Source organism: Williamsia sp. CHRR-6 (assembly GCF_018474015.1).
Taxonomy (GTDB): Bacteria; Actinomycetota; Actinomycetes; order Mycobacteriales; family Mycobacteriaceae; genus Williamsia_A.
The window spans coordinates 185142-207231 of sequence record NZ_JAHCSG010000006.1 but is presented as its reverse complement, the minus strand read 5'-3'; the positions used below and the strand labels follow the sequence as shown (position 1 = coordinate 207231).

Sequence of the window (22090 nt, the reverse complement as noted above, 5' to 3'; positions counted from 1 at the left end):
TCGGCGAGGTGGGTGTCGGCGAGGTCGCGTAGTTCTGGTGCGGTGGCCGAGGGGATTTTCGCCAGCACGTCGAGGACGGCGTCGACGTGGTCGTGGCCCAACGCGCCGTCGGCCATGGCGGCGGCGGGTCGGGCGCCGGGACGGGCCGGAGGCTGTCCGGCCCCCGGTCGAGCCGCAGGCGGCCGCGGTGCGGGGGTCGGGGCCGAGGAATACGGGTTGTTGCCGACGCGCGGGGTACGCGGACCTGGCTTGGGACCACCGGGACGTGCCGGCGCTGCCGGTACCGACGCCGACGCCGCAGGAGCCGCGGGACGCGGAGCCGGTGCGGCGGGTGCTGCCGGAGCCGGAGCAGCAGGGGCTGCGGGCGCCGGAGTCGGGGCCGCTGCCGCCGGTGCAGGTGCCGGCGTGGGAGCCGGGGCCGGCGTGGGAGCCGGGGCTGCCGGCTTGGCCGACCGACCCGGCGTCGGCGCGGGCTTGTTGCGGGGGCCGGGCGTGGCCGGAGCACCCGCCGGAGCGGCCGGGGCCGCTGTGGATGTGGAACCGGCGAACGATTCTCGGAGGCGACGGGCGACGGGAGCCTCCACCGTCGACGACGCCGATTTGACGAACTCGCCCTGATCGCTCAGTCGAGCGAGGACTTCCTTGCTTGTGACACCGAGTTCTTTCGCCAACTCGTGCACGCGGGCCTTGCCTGCCACTGCTCTCCTCACTTGTGAGGTCGAGCGGGCTTCCCGCTACGACCTCGGATTACGTCCGAAACGTGCTCATCGTGGGTACTTCACGGTGTGCTCATGTCTTCTGCTACCTGTCCTGCCGACGGCTGTCGTCGCCGGCGCTCCACCGATCGCGATTGCGCGACCGGCTCTCGCTTCCCCACCGGTGCGGCACGGCGACGGCCGTGACGCGGGTCGAGATCATGTCTGCCCCTGCTCAGGGTCGACCACCGCTTCGAACTGTCGTCCGAGGGCAGCGGCGTCGACCACCAGAGCAGGCACCTTCAGTGCCGGACCGAAAGCGCGTCTCCGCAGCGCCAGACGCAGACAGTCCGCGTTGCGATGCAGCCAGGCGCCTCGTCCCGACATGGTCGACGTGGGATCGACGATCACGTCCATCCCACCCTGATTCTGCACGGCCACCCACCGGATGAGGTGGGCAGCCGATTCGCGCTGGCGACATCCGATACATGTCCGCACGGGACCGGCCTTCACCAGCGCTTGCTCGACCACAGGGAAGTCTACCGCCCACCGCAAATCTGATCGCGTCGCGCCCGACACGCCGCTACGAACAGGCAACCTGCACGCCGGGTGCGGACTCGCACGATCATGATTCCTCGCTCGGGTCCCCAGGGGCCTCGGCGTCGGATCGGATGTCGATCCGCCAGCCGGTGAGGCGGGCCGCCAGGCGTGCGTTCTGGCCTTCCTTGCCGATGGCCAGTGACAGCTGATAGTCGGGGACCACCACGCGGGCCGCCTTGGCCACCGGGTCGACCACGGTCACCGAAACGACCTTCGAAGGCGACAACGCGTTGCCCACGAACACGGCGGGGTCCTCGTCATAGTCGATGATGTCGATCTTCTCGTCACCGAGCTCGCGCATCACGTTGCGCACGCGTTGGCCCATCGGGCCGATGCAGGCGCCCTTCGCGTTGAGGCCACCCACCGAGGTGTGCACCGCGATCTTGGACCGATGCCCGGCCTCTCGGGCAACCGCGACGATCTCCACCGCGCCCTGCGAGATCTCGGGCACCTCCAGCGAGAACAGCTTGCGCACCAGGTTGGGATGCGTTCGCGACAGTGTGATCTGCGGTCCCCGGGAGCCACGGAGCACCCCGACGACGTAGCACTTGATGCGGTCGCCGTGACGGTACGTCTCACCGGGAACCTGCTCGGCCGCAGGCAGCACCCCTTCGGTACCCGCGGTCTCGCTGCCGATGTGCACGATGACCAGCCCTCGAGCGTTGGCGCGAGCGTCCTGCTGCACCACGCCACCGACGATCTCGCCCTCGTGGGTGACGTACTCACCGAAGCTGCGCTCGTTCTCGGCGTCGCGCAGCCGCTGCAGGATGACCTGGCGGGCGGTGGTGGCAGCGATCCGGCCGAAACCCTCAGGTGTGTCATCCCACTCCGAGATCACCTCGCCGTACTCGTCGAGGGTCTGTGCCATCACCCGCACCTCACCGGACTTGCGGTTCACGTCCACCCGCGCGTGCGCGGAGTGGTCCTCGGTGTGTCGGTAGGCCGTCAACAGTGCGGTCTCGATGGCGGTGATCACCGTCTCGATCGGGATCCCCTTGTCCGCCTCGATCATTCGCAGGGCGGTTATGTCGATGTTCATGTCGTTCCTCTCGACGTGGACGATGCGCGACGCCGTGCGGGAGCGGCGTCAGAGGTGGTCTGCTCGGGCGAGTTGGTCGTCAGGCGAGTTGGTCGTCAGGCACGGTGGTCGTCAGGGCTGGGGTCGCGCGGGTGATCGGTCACCTCGCGCAGGTCGGTGAGGTCGCGCGGCGGCGGCGGTGCCCCGGCTGCGGGAAGTCCACACAGCTCGCGTTCAGCGGCGGTCGGTCCGCTGAAGTCGACTTGGACCACCGCTCGCTGCACCCGATCGAGGGCGACGGTCCGGATGTGCGGGCGGCCGCGTGCTCCCAACACCAGCTCCACCGTCGCCTCATCGGCACCGAGCCGACCGACCCGACCTGCCAGTGGTTCGCGTTCTTCGAGCATCTCCACGATCACCTTGCGCCCCTGGGCCCGCCGCCAGTGGCGAGGCGCGGTCAGCGGACGGTCGACACCGGGTGAGGTGATCTCCAGGGTGTAGGCCAGACCACCGAGAACCGGTGCCGGGTCGGCGTCGAGGACGTCGGACACCGCTCGCGACAACTCGGCCAGCTGATCGAGTTCGGTACCGGAATCGGAGTCCACGACGACACGGATCACGCTGCGGTCGCCGTTGCGCATGACCACGACATCCTCGAGATCGAGCCCGGCCGAGGCGATGAGTGAACGGACGGAGGTGGCGACCCGGTCACTGTCATCGGACATGCCGACCTCCTCGTCTGTAGTTGTCCCAACCGAACTCGACTGCTGCGGCCGCGGTCGTCGGGTGCTGCGTGAGGGTGCAGTCTACCCCGCCTTCGTCGCCCCCCTGACCCATCCGGGAGGCGACGCCGATGTCAGCACGCGCCCCGACGTGCGGGTCCGGCCGAGGCTGGCAGGATGGGCGGCTGTGAACCTTCAGTCGTCACCGCGCACGGGCCGAGTCGACTCCCACCTCACGCCGTCGATCATGGCGTCGGAGGTGTCGCGTCGCACCGTGATGCGTTACGCCGCCGTTGCCGCCGCCGTCGCCACGGTCCCGGCCACCGCCGCCTGCTCATCGGGGCAAGGAATCGATGCCGACACCATCGTGGCGCGCCGACTGTCCCCGCTGGCACAAGCCGCCTCCGCCGAGGCCGAACTCGCCCGCACCCTGAGCACACGCGTACCCGATCGCGCGGCTGCACTGCTGGTCATCGCGAACGAGCGCGACGCGCACGCCCGCGCATTAGACGACGAGATCGCGCGCCTGGCACCAAGACTCGCGCGACCGGGCACGGCTTCAGGGCTCGCGGCCCCGGCGTCGCGCACATCGCCGCCCACCACCCCTGGGGGGTCTTCGAGCGCACAACCCGCTGCCCCGCCGACCCCCACGGTCGAGACACTGCGGGCGCGCCTGTCCGAAGCGAAGTCGGCGAGTACCGCACTGGCCATCGACTCCGATGGCTACCGCGCGGGTCTGCTGGGTTCCATCGCTGCGTCGGTGAACGCCCACCTCGAGGTGCAGTTGGCGTGAGCGAAGCCACCGACGCCATCGTCGCCGCCATCGGCGCGCAGGACGCGGCCATCTTCACCTACGGCATCGCTGCTGCGTACGCCGCGGCCGGTCGCCGATCGACACTGGACGAGTATCTGGCCGAACACCGTTCTCGCCGTGACGAATTGGCGCGACTACTGGCCGCCGCCCAGGTGGCGGTACCGGTCGCGGCCCCCGGCTACGTGCTTCCGGTCGAGGTCACCGGTCCGACCGGGGCGGTGCAGGCCATGTTGGCCGCCGAGCAGGACTGCGCGCGCGCTTGGCGATCGATGGTGGAACGCTGCGATCAACCCCAGCAACGGGGTACCGCGGTGGCCGGGCTCAGCGATGCCGCCCGGCGCGCGGCCACCTGGCGGTTGGCGCTGCGGATCACGCCGGCCACCGTGGCACTGCCGGGCACCTGAGCTCCCGCCGACCTCGGCTGCACCAGGGCTTTCGGGGCTCGGGGGCGGGCAGGGTCAGGCGCGCTCACCGATGAGGTGGCCGACCACCTCATCCAGTGCGATCTCAGCGACGTCCCCGGTGATCCGGTCGCGGACCTCCACCACACCGTTGCTGAAGCTGCGTCCGATGACCACCGTCGTGGGCACCCCGAGCAACTCGGAGTCCTTGAACTTCACCCCGGGTGAGGCCTTGCGGTCGTCGAGGAGCACCTCGGCGCCGGCGGAATCGAGCGCGGTCGCGAGCTGCTCCCCGGCCGCTGCGGCCGCGGCGTCCTTGCCGTTGGCCACCACGATCTGCACACCGAACGGTGCCACCTCACGCGGCCACGCCAGGCCCTTCTCGTCATGGGTCTGCTCGGCGATCACCGCCACCAGGCGCGACACCCCGACACCGTAGGAACCCTGGATGAGCCGGACCGGTTTGCCGTTCTCGCCCAACACATCCACCTCGAAGGCGTCGGTGTACTTGCGTCCCAACTGGAAGATGTGCCCGATCTCGATCCCACGCGCCGACACCAGCGGACCCCGGCCGTCGGGCGAGAGGTCGCCGTCACGCACCTGCGCAGCTTCGATGGTCCCGTCGGCGACGAAATCGCGACCGGCGACCAGGTCGACCACATGCTTGCCCTGTTCGTCAGCACCGGTGATCCAGGCGGTGCCGTCGACCACCCGCGGGTCGACGAGGTAGCGGACCTCGTTGGCCAGCAGCGCCTTCGGGCCGATGTATCCCTTCACCAGGAACGCATTCGCGGCGAAGTCGGCGTCATCGAGCAACGCAACCGACGACGGCTCGAACGACGCCTCGAGTCGCTTGAGATCAACCTCCCGGTCACCGGGCAGACCGATCCCCACGATCTCGGTGGCGCCGTCAGCGTGGGTCACCTTGACGAGGATGTTCTTGAGGGTGTCGGCGGCGGTCACCGTGCGATCGAGGGCAGCGTTGGCCCAGTCGACCAGGGTGGGGATGGTCGGAGTCGAACCGGTGTCGTAGACCACTGCCTCGGCCAGCCCCTCGATCGGACGAGCCGGGGGTGCCGGGGTCACCACGGCCTCGACGTTGGCCGCGTAGCCGGACTCCAGGCAGCGCACATAGGTGTCCTCGCCCACCTCACTCTCGGCCAGGAACTCCTCAGATGCACTGCCCCCCATGGCCCCCGAGGTGGCCGCGACGATCACATAGCGCACGCCGAGTCGGGCGAAGATCTTCTGATATGCCTCGCGGTGGGCGTCGTAGGACGCCTTGGATCCGCCCTCGTCGAGGTCGAAGGAGTACGAGTCCTTCATCACGAACTCGCGGCCCCGCAGGATCCCTGCGCGGGGGCGTTCTTCGTCGCGATACTTGGTCTGGATCTGATAGAGGGTGACCGGCAGGTCTTTGTACGAGGTGTACTCACTCTTGATCAGCTGCGCGAACAATTCCTCGTGGGTGGGTCCGAGCAGCATGTCGGCACCCTTGCGATCCTTGAGTCGAAACAACGCGTCGCCGTACTCCGACCACCGCCCGGTCACCTCATACGGCTCGCGCGGCAACAGGGCCGGCAGCGAGATCTCCTGCGCCCCTATGCGATTCATCTCTTCTCGCACCACGTTCTCCACGCGGCGCAGCACCCGCAGACCCAACGGCAGCCAGCTGTAGACGCCTGGAGCCACCCGCCGTACGTATCCGGCACGTACCAACAGCTTGTGGCTGGGTACCTCGGCGTCTGCGGGATCGTCGCGCAGGGTGCGCAGGAACAAGGACGACATTCGGGTGATCACGAGTAGCCAGCGTAGTGGCTGACCGGCGGCGCACTACCCTCGACGCTGTGCTGATCATCCTGCCGCCCTCGGAGACCAAGTCCGACGGCGGAACCGGTCCGGCACTACGACTCGAGGGGCTCACATTGCCCACGCTGACCCCGATCCGGCGCCGGATCGCCGACGCGCTGGTGGATTTGGCCGACGACGTGGAGGCCAGCGCCGCGGCCCTGGGGCTTGGACGCACCCAACTGGCCGAGGTGGCCCGCAACGCCTCGCTGTTCTCTGCACCCACCCGACCGGCGCTGGAGCGCTACACCGGGGTGCTCTACGACGCGATCGACGTGGCCGCACTCAGTGCCGCAGCGCGGCGTCGCGCCGACGAACGCCTGCTCATCGGGTCGGCGTTGTTCGGAGTGGTCGGTGCCACCGACCTGATCCCCGCCTACCGGCTGTCGGCGGCCTCACGCCTACCGAACCTGGGAACGCTGGGCTCGCAGTGGAAACCGGATCTGACCACAGCGCTCAACGGGCTGGGATCCGATCTCGTCGTGGACCTGCGGTCGGGCGGATATCGCGCCCTGGGACCGGTGCCCGGCGCCGTGGAGGTCACCGTGTTGACCGAGAAGCCCGACGGAACCCGCAGCGTCGTCAGTCATTTCAACAAGCACCACAAGGGGGTGCTGGTGTCGTCCCTGCTGCGCAGTCGCCGCACGGTGCACGACATCAACGTGCTGGCCGCGGTCGCTGCAGGCGGCGGTCAACGCACCGAGATCGCCTCGGACCGTGAACTGGTGATCCTCACCGACTGACCTGCACCGCGTGGCAGGCGTCGATCAGCCGCCCACCCGGTCGAGGTCGGCCTCGACGCCTTTCGCGGCAGCTTCCTGCGCCTGTTGCCCCTCAGCCACCTGCTCTGGGGTGTAGCGGACGAACATCACGACCGCGCCCACGATCACCGCGATGACGGCTGCGCTCACGAACGCCACCGAATAGCCCTGGGACAGCGCGAACAGTTGAGCATCGTTCATCTCCGCCACTGGCCGAGTGGTACCACCCTCGGCCAGGGTCTTGGAGGTCACAAATGCACCGACGATCACCAGACCCACACCCCCGCCGAGGTTTTGCAGTACCTGAACGATCGCGGTCATGGGGCCGATCTCGGTGACCTTCACCCCGGCCACCGCCGACAGCGTCAGCGGGATCGACGACATCCCCACCCCGAATCCGATGGCCACCACCGGGATGAGGATGTCGGGAAAGTAGTTCGGGGACCGGGTGCAGATGTGCGCCGCATACAGACACCCCGGCAGGATGCTCGCCCCACCGATCAGCACGATCCACCGGCAGCCGATCGTCTGGGCCAGCCGGGATGCCAGGGTGGCGCCGACGGCCAGACCGAACGCGAACGGGACCACCGACAGACCACTCTTGAGCGGCGAGTAGTCGAGGATGCCCTGCAGGTAGAGCGCGATGTAGACGGCCATGCACATCAGCAACGCCCCGGCGAGCAGGATCGACGCGAACACCGCCACCCGACTGCTGTCACGGAAGAACTCGAACGGCAACACCGGGTTGGCCGCGGAGCGTTCCACCACGTAGAAGGCGATCAACACCACGACGGCGAGAATCGCCGGCACCAGGACCATCGGTCGAACCCAGCCGCCGGGCCCCTCGTTGACGGCGAACACCAGCAGCGAGGCACCGACGGTGACCAGGATCGCCCCGGGGATGTCGAGGGCGAGGCGCTCACCCTGTGACTCGACGAGGAACGCGATCCCACCGACGACGACGAACACCCCGATGGGGATGTTGATCAAGAACACCAACCGCCAGCTGATCTCGGTGAGGGCACCGCCGGCGATCAGCCCGGCGACCGATCCGACGCCGGTCATGGCCGCGTACACGGCGAACGCGGTGCTACGCGCCTTCCCGGGGGCGTAGGTGGTGGCCACCAACGCCATCGCCGTCGGGGCGGCGATGGCTGCCGACGCACCCTGCAGCGCGCGACCCACGACGAGGCTGGCCTCGTCCCACGCCAGTCCACACAACAGCGAGGTGAGCGTGAACAGGGCCACGCCCACCACGAACATGCGTTTGCGGCCGAACGTGTCACCCAGACGCCCACCGAGGAGCATCAGTCCACCGAAGGCGATGACGTAGGCGGTGATGATCCAGTTGCCGCTCGACTCGCTGAGACGCAGCGCATCGCGGATACGCGGCAGGGCCAAGGCGGCCACGGTGCCGTCGAGCACCACCAGCAGCTGCATTCCACCGAGAACGAAGATCGGCCAGCCGAAGACCTTCGTCGCGCCTGTCGACCCGTGTGCCATCTCCCCGGTGCCAGTCATGGGGACAAGCTACCCTCCCGCACCTCCGACACTCGATTCGCCGGGCGCTGACCAGCGCGAACAACGAATCTCAGGCCGGCGAGGATCCCACCGATCCGGTGCGGGCGTCGAAACCTGCCACCGCTCCGATCACCACGATCGCCGGTGGCCGCACCCCCGCGTCACCGGCCGCCCGACCCGCCTGCGCGAGCACCGTGTCGGTGCGTCGCTGACCGGGCATCGACCCGTTCTCGATGATCGCCACCGGGGTACGCGGGTCACGGCCCGCGGCGATGAGGGCGTCGGTGAACAACTCGAGGCGCTCGACCGCCATCATCAACACGACCGTCCCACGCATGCGGCCCAGGGCCGACCAGTCGACCAGCGAGTCAGGATGGTCGGGGGCCAGGTGACCGGACACGATGATCACCTCGTGGGTGATCCCGCGATGGGTGACCGGGATGCCCGCCGATGCCGGTGCCGCGATCGCACTGCTGATGCCGGGGACCACGGTCACCGGGACACCGGCGGCCACACACGCCGCCAACTCCTCGAATCCGCGCCCGTACACGTAGGGATCGCCGCCTTTGAGGCGCACCACGAACCGACCGGCCCGCGCGTGCTCGATGAGCGCATCGTTGATCGCCTCTTGCGCCATCGCACGCCCGTAGGGCACCTTCGCGGCGTCGATGATCGTCACCGTCGGCCCCAGTTCGGCCAGTAGCTGCGCCGGCGCCAGACGGTCGGCCACCACCACGTCGGCCTGGGCCAGCAGTCGGCGGCCGCGCACGGTGATGAGGTCGGGATCACCGGGGCCGCCACCGACCAACGCCACCCCGGGCGCATGCGGGGCAGTAGGCACCGCCGACAGATCCCCGTCGAGCAACGCCGAGCTGATCTCGTTGCGCACCCGCGCCGACCGGCGGTGATCGCCGTCGGCCAGCACCCCGACGGTCAACCCGTCGTGGCGGATGGAGGCAGGGGTGACCGCGCTGCCTGCGCGGGCGATGTCGGCTCGCACGCAGAAGATCCGCCGCCGATCCGCCTCGGCGACCACCGCCGCGTTCACCTCGGGATCGTCGGTGCACGCCAGCGCGTACCAGGCGCCGGAGAGGTCACCGTCGCGATATGCCCTGCGCTGCAGGGTGATCCCCGGGAACGACTCCACGGTCGGGGTGGGGTCGATCGCGATGACCTCGATCTGCGCTCCGGCGGCCGCGAGCGCTCCGAGCCGTCGGGTGACCACCGAACCCCCACCGACCGCCACCACCCGACGGCCCCGCAGGTCGAGTCCGACGAGGTAGTGGTCGGGTCCATCCGGCTCGCCCGACACGGCGGTCACCGGCTCACCCGCGGCGGGGTCACGAGGTGGGTGCGGCATGCTCAGACGGTACCGACCGCTCATCGACGCTGCCGGTGGCCGGGTCGCACCGGCGCGCGGCGCGGGCCGCGGCCAACAGCCGAACGGTCGCCTGCGGAACACCCGCCGGGTGCAGGTGCAGGTAGGAGGCGTGTACCGATCCGGCAACCACTCCCTCGGTGGTCGGCAGCCCAGCAGCGCGCCAGGCCCATGCCGCCTCGGTTCGATCACCGAGTCCGGGACGATCAGACCGCGATTCTGCGGTCTCGGTCACCGCGCTGCGGTGGAACTCGTGTCCGGTCACCCGGGTTCCGGCGACGAACAGCGGTGAGTCGGACAGTGCGACGGCATCGCGGTAGCCCAGGGTCAGTCGGGGACCGAATCGGCCGTGGCGTGCCACCACGTCGGCCATCGGATGTCCGTCGAGGTCGCGACAGAGGTAGAGCAGTCCGGCGCACTCGGCAGCCACCGGCCGCCCGGCCCCGGCATGATCGCGGATCTGTTGGTGCAGTTCGACGTTCGCCGCAAGCTCGGCGGCATGCTCCTCGGGGAATCCCCCGCCGATGAGCACCGCGTCGGTCTCGGGGGGCAACCGGTCGACGAGCGGATCGAAGGAGATCACCTCTGCGCCGGCCGCGGACAGCAACTCGGGCTGCTCGGCGTAGCCGAAGGTGAACGCCGCACCGCCGGCCAGCGCGACCCGCACCGGCGCACCGCTGTGCTGCACCGCGCCGCCGTGTGCGATCACCTCGTCGGCAGCCGACCAGGCCGGTGCGGCCAGCGGTCGTCGCGCCGACCCTGCGGCCACGATCGCCCCCAGATCAGCGGTTCGACCGAGGAGTTCGGCCATCGCCTCGACCGCGGAGTGGGCGGCCCCACCGTGCTCGGCGGCCGGGATGAGGCCGAGGTGACGAGAGGGCACGACGAGGTCGGTGACCCGGGGAAGCACCGCGAACACCGGCAGCCCCACCCGATCGCAGGCCTGCCGCAGCACCCATTCGTGTCGAGGCGAGCCGACGCGGTTGAGGATCACCCCGCAGATGTCCACCCCCGGATCGAAGGTGCGCAGCCCGTGCAGGACTGCGGCCAGGGTCTGGCTGTGTCCAGAAGCGTCGACCACCACGATCACCGGCGCGCCGAGGAGCGCGGCGACATGTGCGGTGGACCCACGGGCCGGACCGTCGGTGACCGCTGCGGCCACCTCGCCACCGGAGTCGTCGATACGACCGTCGAACAGCCCCATGACGCCCTCGACGACGGCGATGTCGGCGCCCCGACAGCCGGCGACGAACAGCGGCGCCACCCGATCGGTGCCCACCAGATTGGGGTCGAGGTTGCGACCCGGACGCCCTGCGGCCAGCCCGTGGTAGCCGGGGTCGATGAAGTCCGGCCCCACCTTGAACGGGGCCACGCGGTGCCCGGCCCGCCGTAGCGCCCCGATGAGACCTGTTGCCACCGTTGTCTTCCCGCTGCCCGAGGCGGGCGCGGCGATGACGACGGTCGGGATCGAGGTCACCACTCGATGCCCTTCTGACCTTTGCGGCCGGCATCCATGGGGTGTTTGACCTTGGTCATCTCGGTGACCAGGTCGGCCGCGTCGATCAGCTCGGCCGGTGCACGCCGTCCGGTGATCACCACGTGCTGGCGACCGGGACGGTCGCCCAACACCTGCACCACGTCGGCCACGTCGATCCACCCCCAGGCCAGCGGGTAGGTGAACTCGTCGAGCACATAGAAGTCGTGCGCTTGTGCGGCGAGTCGCCGCCTGATCTCAGCCCAGCCCTCGCGGGCCTGATCGGCGTGTTCGATCTCGGTCTGATCGCCGTGTCGGATCCAGGACCATCCCGAACCCATCTTGTGCCAGTCCACCGGTGCACCGAGGCCGTTGCGCTGGTTCAGCTCGCCGAGCGCCCGCATTGCGGTCTCCTCGCCGACTTTCCACTTGGCGTTCTTCACGAACTGGAACACCCCCACGTCCAGACCGGCGTTCCAGGCCCGCATGGCCATCCCGAACGCCGCCGTCGATTTGCCCTTGCCGTCGCCGGTGTGCACCGCGAGCAGGGCAGCGTTGCGCCGCTGGCGGGTGGTGAGGCCGTCGTCGGGGACGACGGGAGGAACACCTTGAGGCACCGAGGTTCTCCTTTGGATCGCTGGCTGGACGGCGGGCTGGGGATTCGGGCTGGGGATGTGGACGGTTCGGCCCGTGGATGCAGTGGTGGGGTCAGGCCACCGACCGCCGGACCGCACCCACCACGGCATCGGTGGTCACATCGCCCACGTCGAGGTGGCGGGCACCGAGGTGCCCTGCCAACCGTGCGGCCAGACCGAGGCGCACCACACCCTGTTCACAATCGACGACGACGCTGTGCACCCCGAGTCTGCGAATACGGTCAGCGGCCGCCATCGCCCGCGGCACCGCCCCTGGTCCGCTGGTGGCGCGCCCGTCGGTGATGACGACCATCAACGATCGGCGCCGTGGATCGGTGTGGCGAGCTCGCTGGATCACCGCGGCGGCTTCGATGATCCCTTCCGCCAACGGGGTTCGGCCCCCGGTTGCGATACCGGTCAGCCCACGCAGAGCCGCGGTCACCGACCGGGTGGGCGGGACGACGAGGTGGGCGCCGGTGCCCTTCAAGACCACCACCGCCACCCGGTCGCGACGTTGGTAGGAGTCACGCAGCAGCGCCGAGCATGCACCGCTGACCGCATCGAGCCGCTGACGCGCGGTCATCGACCCCGACAGGTCGACGGCGAAGACGACGAGGTTGCCTTCGCGACCCACGCGGATTGCGCCGCGCAGATCGTCGGGCTCGACAGTGAGGCCTCGACCGCGGGAATCGGCCTGCCGCTCGATCGCGGCGAGCACCGTGGCGTGCAGGTGGATGCCTGCCGCGAGCACCTGCGGGGAAGCACCCACCACCGATCCACGCCGGCTACGTGCCGGTGATCGCCGTCCCGGATCGCCGTCGCCGATCCCGGATACACGCAGCGCGCGGACCACGCGCCCAGGGATGGGTACTGCCCGCGTCGGCGGCGCGGGCATCGGCTCGGTCGAGGCACTGCGGTCCGCCCCGGACTCACCGGTCGACGATTCTGCTGATGGTGCACCCGAACATGACTCGGGCCCCGGCGCCCCTGCCGACGAGTCGGGTGCAGATGAGTCAGGACCGGACGGGCCGGTGGTGGGCGGGCAGGGGTCAGACGCGCCCGTGCTCGCCTGCTCCCCCTCGGCGGTCTCCGAGCCCTGTGATGAGACAGTCCCGGGCCCACCCCCTGGGTCGGGATCGGGTTCGGGTCCATCGGCGGCAGCGCGCCCGGCCTGCATGGCGTCGTCGAGGTCGTCGGCAGAGGTCTCGGACTCGTCGAACGCGTCGCGCCGGCGACGGTGCGGCAACGCCAACTCGACGGCCACCCGCACATCTGCCTCGGTCACCTCCTCGGCGCCCCGCCACGCCGCGTGAGCCCGGGCGGCGCGAGCCACCACGATGTCGCCTCGCAGGCCGTCGACCTCGAGGTGGGCGCACACCGCGGCGATCCGACGCATCTCGGCAACCGACAGCACCACCGTCGACAGCCGCGACCTCGCGTCGGAGATGGTCTGGGCCACATCGACATCGGCGGCGCGCCAGGCCTGGGAGAAACTGGCGGGATCGGCGTCGTAGGCCATCCGGCGGGTGATCACCTCGACCCGTTCGTCGACCGCGCGGGGCGCCCGCACACTGACCGCCAGCCCGAACCGGTCGAGCAACTGGGGTCGCAGCTCCCCCTCTTCGGGATTCATGGTGCCCACCAAGACGAAACGCGCCGAGTAGCTGCGTGAGGTCGAGTCGCGTTCCACCGTCACCCGCCCCATGGCGGCCGCGTCGAGCAGCACGTCGACGAGATGATCGGCCAGCAGGTTGACCTCGTCGATGTAGAGCACGCCGCCGTCGGCGGCGGCGAGCAGACCCGGCGTGAACGAGGCGTCGCCGTCGCGCAGCACCTTGTGCACATCTATGGACCCGATGACCCGGTCCTCGGTTGCCCCGATGGGCAGCTCGACGACCCGTCCGGCCTGCCCCGTCACGGTCGGCGGCAACAACGGGGCCAACGCGCGCACGATCGTCGACTTCGCGGTGCCCTTCTCGCCCCGGATCAGCACCCCACCGATCTCGGGTGCGATGGCGCATAGGATGAGAGCCTGTTTGAGACTGTCCTGACCGACCACCGCACTGAACGGAAAGCGTTGTGCGACAACCTCATCAGTCGCCAGCAGCGGGTCTCGGTCGAGATTGTCGGGCGTCACGCGGGCTGCCAGGGCTCCCCACCGCCACGACGCATCGGCACGTGCGGGATCCCGTCGAGCAGGTACTCCGGACCTTCGGGCTTGAACCCGTGCTTGGCGTACATGTCCACCAGGTAGGTCTGCGCGTGGATGCGACACGGATGCGACCCGACCTCGGCCAACGCGGTTCGCAGCAGCCGCGTGGTGTGGCCTTGGCCGCGGTGAGCGCGCTCGGTGCACAGACGGCCGATGCGGAACGACTTGCCATCGTCGTGTTCCTCGAGCAGGCGCAACGTGCACACCACTTCGCCGTTTTCCTCCAGCCAGAGATGACGGGTGTCGGACTCGAGGTCCCGCCCGTCGAGTTCGGCGTAGGCACACGCCTGTTCGACGACGAACACGTCGACCCGCAACCGCAGGATCCGGTAGAGCGTCGTGACATCGAGGTCGAGGGCCCAGCTGCGGTGCAGGGTCGCGGTGGCGGTCATGGGTTGATGAGTATCACACTGCGGTGGTGACCGCCACGCGGTCGCCGTCGGCGGGAGTCTGCGTCGATCCGTCGAGGCGCAGCACGGTCGACGTCCAGTCCCACACCTCTTGGAACAACGACTCGTTGTCGGAGAGCTTCTGGCCGAACGACGGGATCATCTCGGTCAGGGTGGGCTTCCAGCCGGCGAAATGCTTGGGGAAGCACTTCTCCAAGACGTCGAGCATGGCCGGAACCGCGGTCGAGGCGCCCGGAGACGCGCCGAGCAGCCCGGCGATGGTGCCGTCGGCCGAGTTGACCACGGCGGTGCCGAACTCCAGCGAACCGTTGAGGGGACCGGACTTCCGGATCACCTGCACCCGCTGCCCGGCGGTGATCAGCTCCCAATCCGAGCCGACTGCACGCGGGACGAACTCACGCAGGGTGTCGACACGATCGGCGGTGGTGGAGGCCAGCTCGCTGATGAGGTACTTGAGCAGGCCAATCTCTTTGGGCGCCACGCTGACCATCGGCAGCGCGTTGAACGGCGTCACCGACTTGAGCAGGTCGAAGTTGCCGCCTTCCTTGAGGAACTTCGGCGACCACCCGGCGTAGGGCCCGAACAGCAGTCCCGGCTTGTGGTTGATGACCCGGGTGTCGAGGTGCGGCACCGACATCGGCGGGGCGCCGACGGCAGCACGGCCGTAGACCTTGGCTTGGTGCTCAGAGATGAGGTCGGGGTTGGTGCACCGGAAGAACGCACCGCTGACGGGGAACCCGCCGAACTGCCGCGCCTCTTTGATGCCTGATTTCTGCAGTAGCCGCAACGCGCCGCCGCCGGCACCGACGAATACGAAGCCCGCGTGCACGGTGAACTTGCGTTTGGTGCGCTCGTTGACGATCTTGACCTTCCAGCTGCCGTCGGACTGCTGCGAAAGGTTGCTCACCGAGTGACCGAAGTTGACCGAGCCGCTGCCGGCCACGATGTTGAGCAACTTCTGGGTGAGGGCCCCGAAGTCGACGTCGGTGCCGCCCTCGAACCAGTTGAGCGCAACGGGGTCGGAGAAGTCGCGCCCCTGCGACATCAGCGGCAGACGAGAGGCGAACTCGGTCTCGTCGGTGATGAGCTCCATGCCCCGAAACAGCGGATGGTCAGCCAGCGCGGCGTGGCGCTTGGTCAGATAGTTCACGCCTTCGGGCCCGTGGGCGAAGCTCACGTGTGGGATCGGGTTGATGAACTCTGCGGGGGTGTCGAGCAGACCGGTCTCGATCGCGTTGGCCCAGAACTGTCGCGACACCTGGAACTGCTCGTTGATCGAGATGGCCTTGGTGATGTCGATGCTGCCGTCGGCGGCCTCGGGGGTGTAGTTCAGCTCGCACAGCGCCGAGTGGCCGGTGCCGGCGTTGTTCCACGGGTCGCTGCTCTCGGCTGCGGCGGCGTCGAGCCGCTCGTACACGCTGATCGACCAGTCGGGTTGCAGCCGACGAATCAGGGTCCCCAGGGTGGCACTCATGATGCCTGCGCCGATCAGGACGACGTCGGTCTTCTCGGTTGCGTTCTCAGACATGTGCGGCTCAACTCCTTTGTCGTGTCCGCCGGCGCTGCTCGGTGCCGCGCTGGGCGAAACCCGATCAGTGCGACCGGGGCCAGGTCTGGTCTCAGTGTCCCCCACACGCCCGACGGTTGTAGAGCTCCTGTGGGAAACCACACCGCACACGTGGCCTAAAGCACACCACCGTGTCGGTGCTTCGCCCCTCACTCACCCGTGACGCGCCGCCGCGATCGCAGCAGTCCGCCACGCCCAGGACCCCACTACAGTCGTGTCGTGCCGACCGAACACCAGAACTCCAGTGCCGAGACCATCGACGTCCGAGCTTTCGAGCCCCGGTGGCGAGAGGATGTCTTAGGTAACGACTTCGAGGCCGCGACGATTCCCCTGGGCGCCGATCCCGACGGCGAGGCAGCGATCGAAGCGACACTGGTCCGCCACCGGGGTGCCGCCCTCGACGACACCGCACCGGCGGCCCTCTACGTCCACGGCTTCACCGACTACTTCTTCCAGCGTGAGCTCGCCGAGGCCTTCGCTGCGTCGGGGTATCGATTCCACGCTCTGGACCTGCGCAAGTGCGGCCGGTCGTTGCGCCCGGGACACAGCCCGCACTTCACCACCGACCTCACCCAGTACGACGACGAACTCGCGATCGCCCTCGACGTCATCGACGCCACGACCCCGGGGGCGGCCGTCGTGGTGATCGGACACTCCACCGGCGGCCTGATCACCTCGCTGTGGCTCGACCGCATCCGACGCACGGATCCCGCTCGGCACGGCCGGGTGAGCGGGCTGGTCCTCAACAGTCCATGGTTGGACCTTCAGGGCCCGCCGGTCTTACGCGCCAGAATCACCACCTTCGGCATCCACGCGCTGGCCCGCATCCCCGGGTTGGCGACTGCCACCCTGCCCACGAAGGTGCCCGGCGGGTACGGCGAGAGCCTGCACGTCAGCGCTCACGGCGAGTGGGACTACGACCTGAGGCTCAAGCCACTGGGCGGTTTCGATGTCCGCTTCGGTTTCCTCAGCGCCGTACGACGCGGCCACGCCACCCTGCACCAGGGGATCGACACCGGCGTACCGACGATGGTGCTGCGATCGGACCGCTCGATCCTCGGCGGGCCCTACCGACCCGAGATCGACGTGGTCGACACCGTCTTGGACACCGAGCAAATCGCCCGATGGTCTGGTGCGCTGGGTTCGCGAGTCAGCACGGTGGCCGTGACGGGGGCGCGTCACGACGTGTTCCTCTCGCTGCCCGACGTGCGGGCGGCTGCCTACGAGGCGTTGCAGACCTGGCTGCGCGATCACGCCGACACGCTGACCACACGACCCGCGCCACCGTCCTCGACACACCCATCACCGGCGACGCCAGGATCCCCGGTGATCGCTGCCAACGGTCAGGAGGCCACCTCATGATCGACGTCGACCTGGCCATCATCGGATCCGGCAGCGGCAACTCGATCCCCGACGACCGATTCGACGACCTCTCGATCGCGATCTTCGAGAAGGGTATCTACGGCGGCACCTGCCTCAACGTGGGCTGCATCCCCACCAAGATGTTCGTCTACGCCGGCGAGGTGGCCACCACCATCTCCGAATCATCGCGGTACGGAATCGATTCCACCCTGGACACAGTGCACTGGCCCGAGATCGTGGCCCGGGTGTTCGGTCGCATCGACCCCATCTCGGCCGGTGGCCGTGACTACCGGGAGTCACGCTGCGACAACATCACCGTGGTCAATTCCCATGTGCGGTTCACCGGCAACGGCACCGATGGCCGCCATCTGCTGAGCACCGACGACGGCGAACAGGTGCGGGCCACGACCGTGGTGCTCGCCGCCGGTTCACGGCCGGTGATCCCCGAGGTGATCGCCACCAGCGATGTCACCTTCCACACCAACGAGGACGTGATGCGACTGCCGGACCTGCCGCGTCGACTGCTCGTCGTGGGCGGCGGCTACATCGCCTCGGAGTTCGCTCACGTCTTCGGCTCGCTGGGCACGCAGGTCACCGTCATCGCTCGCGGCGCCACCCTGCTGCGCCATCTCGACGACGACATCTCCCAGCGGTTCACCGAGGTGGCCCGCAAGCACTGGGATGTCCGCACCGAGGTCACCATCACCGCCGCACGGCAGGACGATTCCGGCGAGATCACCCTGGAGCTCTCCGACGGATCCACGGTGCTCGGCGATGCGCTGCTGGTGGCCACCGGGCGCATCCCCAACGGCGATCTGCTCGATCTGCACACCATCGGCGTGCAACTCGACGACGCCGGACGCGTGGTCTGCGACGCCCACGGCCGCACCGCGGCACGCGGGGTGTGGACCCTGGGCGATGTCAGCTCGCCCTACCAGCTCAAACACGTGGCCAACCACGAAGCGCGCGTGATCCAGGCAAACCTGCTGCGCGGCTGGGATTCCGGTGATCTCGAGTCGTTCGATCACCGGTTCGTCCCGGCGGCGGTGTTCACCCATCCCCAGATCGCCGCGGTAGGACTCACCGAAGCCCAGGCGCGATCCCAGGGACTCGACGTCACGGTCAAGGTGCAGTCCTACGGTGACGTCGCCTACGGGTGGGCGATGGAGGACACCACCGGGTTGTGCAAACTGGTCGCCGAACGCGGCACGGGTCGACTGCTGGGTGCCCACATCCTGGGTCCGCAGGCCCCGACGGTCATCCAGCCGGTCATCCAGGCGATGTCGTTCGGGCTCGACGCCACCTCGATGGCCACGGGCCAGTACTGGATCCACCCCGGCATGCCCGAGGTGCTCGAGAACGCCCTACTGGGTCTGGAGATCTGAGCCGGCGACGGCAGATCAGTAGGTGGCCGACCGCAGCGCGATCTCGCTGGCCAGTGCGGCCGCCGCGTTCTGCGGCACCCAGTGATCCACCCCACTGAGCTCGCAGTAGCGATAGTCGGAGTAGACGAAACGTCCACTGCCGGTGGCCTGTTCGCCGCCCAGCGCGGTGTCGGCGTCGCTCCAGATCATGGTGGTCGGGACCTCGATGGGGGGACATGCCAGGGTGGCGGCGATGTCGCCGGTGAAGTTCGCGCGATACCAGTTGAGAGCACCGGTCAGACCGTCACGCTCCAGCAGCGGAGCCACCGAATCGTCCGGGACGATCGCCCGCAGGGCGGCCGCGTCGTCGGCCAACAACCGGTCCTCGGCCGCGGGGTCGATCAGGGTGGGGATGTAGGACGATCGTTGCCGTTGATCCGAGGTGGCCAGCGACGCCGCGACCGCCGAGGGATGGCCGACGCTGACCGCGACCAGCCCGCTGACGCGGTCCGGATGTTTACCGGCGAGATGCCATGCCACCTGCGCACCCCAGTCGTGTCCGACCACGAGTGCGTAGCCGATCGAGAGCGCGTCGAGGATGCCGATCGCATCGGCGACCAGCCGATCGATCCGATAGTCCTCGACGGCGGACGGGCGGGCACCCACCGAGTACCCACGCTGGTCGGGTACCACCGTCCGCAGTCCGGACTGGTGCAGGCGCCCCACCACGGCGTCGAAACATGTTCCGCTGCTGGGGAAGCCATGCAGCAGCAGGACGGCGGGCGCGGACTCGGAGCCACCGGTGCGGACGGTGAACTCCAGGTCACCGACGGCCACGGTCGAGGTGTCGACAGTCATCACCACAAAGCCTACGTGCGCGGCTTCGCACCGGGGCCCAGCCCGAGGGTCACCGTCGGCAGATCATGTTCGATCCCCGCGGTGAGCACCGCGTCGAGGGTGGCGGTCCCGATGTGGGTGTCGACCAGATCGGCCATCCGGTCGACCTGGGCCAACCGGGTCGCCTCGAAGTCGGTGTCGGTCGCGACCACGAAACCGTCGAGACCGGCCGCATCGGCCACCTCGGCCAGCAGACCGCGCCGCATCGCGTCATTGGCCAACAACCCGTGCCAGTGCGTTCCCCGCACCGGACCCACGACACATCCCTCGGGGCCATCGGCGTCACTGTCGAGCCAGGGGCGACCGCCGTGGACCTCGGCGCGTCCGTGGTGGATCTCGTATCCCGCCACCGCGATCCCGGCGCAGCGTCCGGTCACCGGGCGTACCGTCTTCTCCGCGTCGAACCGCACCGTGACATCGAGCAGTCCCAATCCCGGCACCTGACCGCGCCCGGATTCGACGTCGTCATCGATGTGAGTGCCCAACATCTGGTATCCGCCACAGATTCCGATCACCGGCCGCCCGGCTGTGGCCCGCTCGCCGAGCGCCCGGTCAAGTCCCCGCTCACGCAACCAACCCAGATCGGCCACAGTCGCTCGCGTACCGGGCACCACGACCAGATCGGCCGCGTGTACTGAGGCGATGTCGTCGACCCACGTGACGTCCACGCCGGGCTCACACGCCAGCGCCTCGAGGTCGGTCGAGTTCGACACACGCGGAAGCCGCAGGGCCGCAACACGCATCCGAGCCGACCCCAGCGCGGGCGTCGACGGACCCACCCGGCGTCCGATCGGGGTGGACAACGAGTCCTCGGCGTCGATCCACAGGTCGTTCAGGTACGGCAGCACACCCAGGGTGGGGCGTCCGGTCAACGCACGCAACGACTCCAGACCGGGGTCGAGGATGGACTGGGCGCCCCGGAACTTGTTGACCACGAACCCGACCACGTGCGCCTGATCTGACGGCGACAGCGCGGCGACGGTCCCCAGCAGGTGGGCCAACACTCCCCCGCGGTCGATGTCGGCGACCACGATGACCGGTAACCCACCGGCCTGGGCCAACCCCATGTTCGCCAGATCACTCGCGCGCAAGTTGATCTCGGCGATCGACCCGGCGCCCTCACAGATCACCACGTCGAAATCCGAACGCAGCGAGGCGAGCTCGCTCGCGACCACCTCGGCGAGGGCGGCGCGACGCTCGTGGTAGTCGTGGGCACCCACCCACCCGTCGGCGCGCCCACGCACCACCACCTGCGATCGCCGGTCGCCGCCGGGTTTGAGCAACACCGGGTTGAACCGGGTCGACGGCGCCAGCCCGCACGCCAAGGCCTGCATGCCCTGGGCACGACCGATCTCGCCGCCGTCGGCGGTCACGACCGAGTTGTTGGACATGTTCTGAGCCTTGAAGGGCGCCACCGACACCCCACGCCGGGCCAGCGACCGGCAGATGCCCGCGACCACCAGGCTCTTGCCCGCATCGGAGGTGGCGCCCCCCACGAGCAGCGCGGCGGCCACCTACTGCGGAGGGAGAGTGAGGATCTCGGCCCCGTCTTCGGTGACCACCAGGGTGTGCTCGAACTGCGCAGTCCACTTCTTGTCGCGGGTGACCACGGTCCAGCCGTCATCCCAGATGTCGTAGGCCAGCGAACCGAGGTTGATCATCGGCTCGATGGTGAACACCATGCCCGGCTCCAACACGGTGTCCACGTTGGGCTCGTCGTAGTGCAACACGACCAGCCCGTTGTGAAAGGTCTCACCGATACCGTGGCCGGTGAAGTCACGAACCACGTTGTAGCCGAACCGATTCGCGTACGCCTCGATCACGCGGCCCACCACGTTGAGTTCACGGCCGGCGCGCACTGCCTTGATCGCGCGCATGGTCGCAGCGTGGGTGCGTTCGACGAGGTCGGCCACCTCCGGGGCCACATCTCCGGCGAGGAAGGTGGCGTTGGTGTCGCCGTGCACTCCGTGGATGTAGGCGGTGACGTCGATGTTGACGATGTCGCCGTCTTCGATGATCGTCGAGTCGGGGATGCCATGGCAGATCACCTCGTTCAGCGAGGTGCAGCAGGACTTGGGAAAACCCTTGTAGCCCAACGTCGACGGGTAGGCACCGTGGTCGACCATGTACTCGTGGGCGATCCGGTCGAGGGCATCGGTGCTCACCCCGGGCGCCACCGCCTTGCCCGCTTCGGCCAGCGCGGCCGCGGCGATCGACCCTGCGATTCGCATCTTCTCGATGGTCTCGGCGGTCTGCACCCACGGCTCGTGACCTTCGTCGGCGTCGGGTCGCCACGCGTACTCGGGGCGCGCGATGGAGTTCGGCACCGGCAGCGTGGGCGAGATGACGCCGGGTTCCAGGACAGTTCGTACGGACATGTCGACCATCCTATCGGCGTGGCACCCCGGCGG

20 protein-coding genes are annotated in these 22090 nt (G+C 68.9%); 5 read left to right on the top strand and 15 right to left on the bottom strand.

What is annotated here, in order from left to right; all coding sequences use genetic code 11:
* The 4 genes from KIK15_RS16710 to rimP form a co-directional block, all read right to left on the bottom strand.
* Positions 1–698 (bottom strand): translation initiation factor IF-2 N-terminal domain-containing protein (locus tag KIK15_RS16710; RefSeq protein WP_214245846.1); only part of this gene is annotated, 698 nt, incomplete at its 3' end.
* A gap of 216 nt (positions 699–914) precedes the next feature.
* Positions 915–1193: a YlxR family protein gene (locus KIK15_RS16705; RefSeq protein WP_307851945.1), complete on the bottom strand. Its 279-nt coding sequence runs from the start codon at positions 1191–1193 to the stop codon at positions 915–917.
* Positions 1194–1320: 127 nt separating this feature from the next.
* Entirely contained in the window at positions 1321–2334 is a 1014-nt protein-coding gene (gene nusA, locus KIK15_RS16700; protein ID WP_214245845.1) for a transcription termination factor NusA, read from the bottom strand.
* A gap of 95 nt (positions 2335–2429) precedes the next feature.
* Positions 2430–3038, bottom strand: a complete 609-nt coding sequence (gene rimP, locus KIK15_RS16695) for a ribosome maturation factor RimP (RefSeq protein WP_214245844.1) — start codon at positions 3036–3038, stop codon at positions 2430–2432.
* A gap of 184 nt (positions 3039–3222) precedes the next feature.
* Here rimP and KIK15_RS16690 point away from each other — a divergent pair, with 184 nt between their 5' ends.
* Both KIK15_RS16690 and KIK15_RS16685 read left to right on the top strand, forming a co-directional pair.
* A complete protein-coding gene (locus KIK15_RS16690; RefSeq protein ID WP_214245843.1) occupies positions 3223–3828 on the top strand; it encodes a twin-arginine translocation signal domain-containing protein in 606 nt (201 codons plus the stop codon).
* Positions 3825–4253 (top strand): ferritin-like domain-containing protein, encoded by a 429-nt coding sequence (locus KIK15_RS16685; RefSeq protein ID WP_214245842.1) that lies wholly within the window; start codon positions 3825–3827, stop codon positions 4251–4253. The genes KIK15_RS16690 and KIK15_RS16685 overlap by 4 nt, the downstream gene beginning before the upstream one ends.
* Before the next feature lie 54 nt (positions 4254–4307).
* Here the strand turns inward: KIK15_RS16685 and KIK15_RS16680 are convergent, their stop codons facing one another.
* Positions 4308–6038, bottom strand: coding sequence for a proline--tRNA ligase (locus KIK15_RS16680; RefSeq protein ID WP_214245876.1), 1731 nt, complete (start codon positions 6036–6038; stop codon positions 4308–4310).
* Positions 6039–6097: 59 nt separating this feature from the next.
* Here KIK15_RS16680 and KIK15_RS16675 point away from each other — a divergent pair, with 59 nt between their 5' ends.
* Positions 6098–6841 (top strand): YaaA family protein, encoded by a 744-nt coding sequence (locus KIK15_RS16675; RefSeq protein WP_214245841.1) that lies wholly within the window; start codon positions 6098–6100, stop codon positions 6839–6841.
* 24 nt (positions 6842–6865) lie between these two features.
* Here KIK15_RS16675 and KIK15_RS16670 read toward each other — a convergent pair whose 3' ends face one another.
* From KIK15_RS16670 to mqo, 7 genes are all read right to left on the bottom strand, one after another.
* A complete protein-coding gene (locus KIK15_RS16670; protein WP_250324843.1) occupies positions 6866–8380 on the bottom strand; it encodes an MFS transporter in 1515 nt (504 codons plus the stop codon).
* Between the two features lie 70 nt (positions 8381–8450).
* On the bottom strand, positions 8451–9740 hold the full coding sequence (cobA, locus tag KIK15_RS16665) for a uroporphyrinogen-III C-methyltransferase (protein WP_214245840.1): 1290 nt from the start codon (positions 9738–9740) through the stop codon (positions 8451–8453).
* The gene (locus tag KIK15_RS16660) at positions 9721–11235 is read right to left on the bottom strand and encodes a cobyrinate a,c-diamide synthase (protein ID WP_214245839.1); all 1515 of its coding nucleotides are present in this window, start codon (positions 11233–11235) and stop codon (positions 9721–9723) included. The genes cobA and KIK15_RS16660 overlap by 20 nt, the downstream gene beginning before the upstream one ends.
* Positions 11232–11849, bottom strand: coding sequence for a cob(I)yrinic acid a,c-diamide adenosyltransferase (gene cobO, locus KIK15_RS16655; RefSeq protein WP_214245838.1), 618 nt, complete (start codon positions 11847–11849; stop codon positions 11232–11234). Before cobO ends, KIK15_RS16660 begins: the two co-directional genes overlap by 4 nt.
* A gap of 91 nt (positions 11850–11940) precedes the next feature.
* Positions 11941–14004 (bottom strand): VWA domain-containing protein, encoded by a 2064-nt coding sequence (locus tag KIK15_RS16650; protein WP_307851943.1) that lies wholly within the window; start codon positions 14002–14004, stop codon positions 11941–11943.
* Positions 14001–14471: a GNAT family N-acetyltransferase gene (locus KIK15_RS16645; protein ID WP_214245837.1), complete on the bottom strand. Its 471-nt coding sequence runs from the start codon at positions 14469–14471 to the stop codon at positions 14001–14003. The genes KIK15_RS16650 and KIK15_RS16645 overlap by 4 nt, the downstream gene beginning before the upstream one ends.
* Before the next feature lie 13 nt (positions 14472–14484).
* Positions 14485–16017 carry a malate dehydrogenase (quinone) gene (gene mqo, locus KIK15_RS16640; RefSeq protein WP_214245836.1) on the bottom strand — a complete coding sequence of 511 codons (1533 nt, stop codon included), beginning with the start codon at positions 16015–16017 and terminating at the stop codon, positions 14485–14487.
* A 294-nt stretch (positions 16018–16311) separates the two neighbouring features.
* On the opposite strand from mqo, the gene KIK15_RS16635 reads away from it, so the two are divergent.
* Positions 16312–17418 (top strand): alpha/beta hydrolase, encoded by a 1107-nt coding sequence (locus KIK15_RS16635; RefSeq protein WP_214245873.1) that lies wholly within the window; start codon positions 16312–16314, stop codon positions 17416–17418.
* Positions 17415–18803 carry a mycothione reductase gene (gene mtr / locus KIK15_RS16630; protein WP_214245835.1) on the top strand — a complete coding sequence of 463 codons (1389 nt, stop codon included), beginning with the start codon at positions 17415–17417 and terminating at the stop codon, positions 18801–18803. The genes KIK15_RS16635 and mtr overlap by 4 nt, the downstream gene beginning before the upstream one ends.
* A 15-nt stretch (positions 18804–18818) precedes the next feature.
* On the opposite strand, the gene KIK15_RS16625 is transcribed toward mtr, so the two are convergent.
* The 3 genes from KIK15_RS16625 to map are packed head-to-tail and all read right to left on the bottom strand — an operon-like array spanning position 18819 to position 22057.
* A complete protein-coding gene (locus KIK15_RS16625; RefSeq protein WP_214245834.1) occupies positions 18819–19640 on the bottom strand; it encodes an alpha/beta fold hydrolase in 822 nt (273 codons plus the stop codon).
* A gap of 11 nt (positions 19641–19651) precedes the next feature.
* The gene (locus KIK15_RS16620; protein WP_214245833.1) at positions 19652–21193 is read right to left on the bottom strand and encodes a cobyric acid synthase; all 1542 of its coding nucleotides are present in this window, start codon (positions 21191–21193) and stop codon (positions 19652–19654) included.
* A complete protein-coding gene (gene map, locus KIK15_RS16615) occupies positions 21194–22057 on the bottom strand; it encodes a type I methionyl aminopeptidase (protein ID WP_214245832.1) in 864 nt (287 codons plus the stop codon).
* Positions 22058–22090 lie beyond the last annotated feature (33 nt).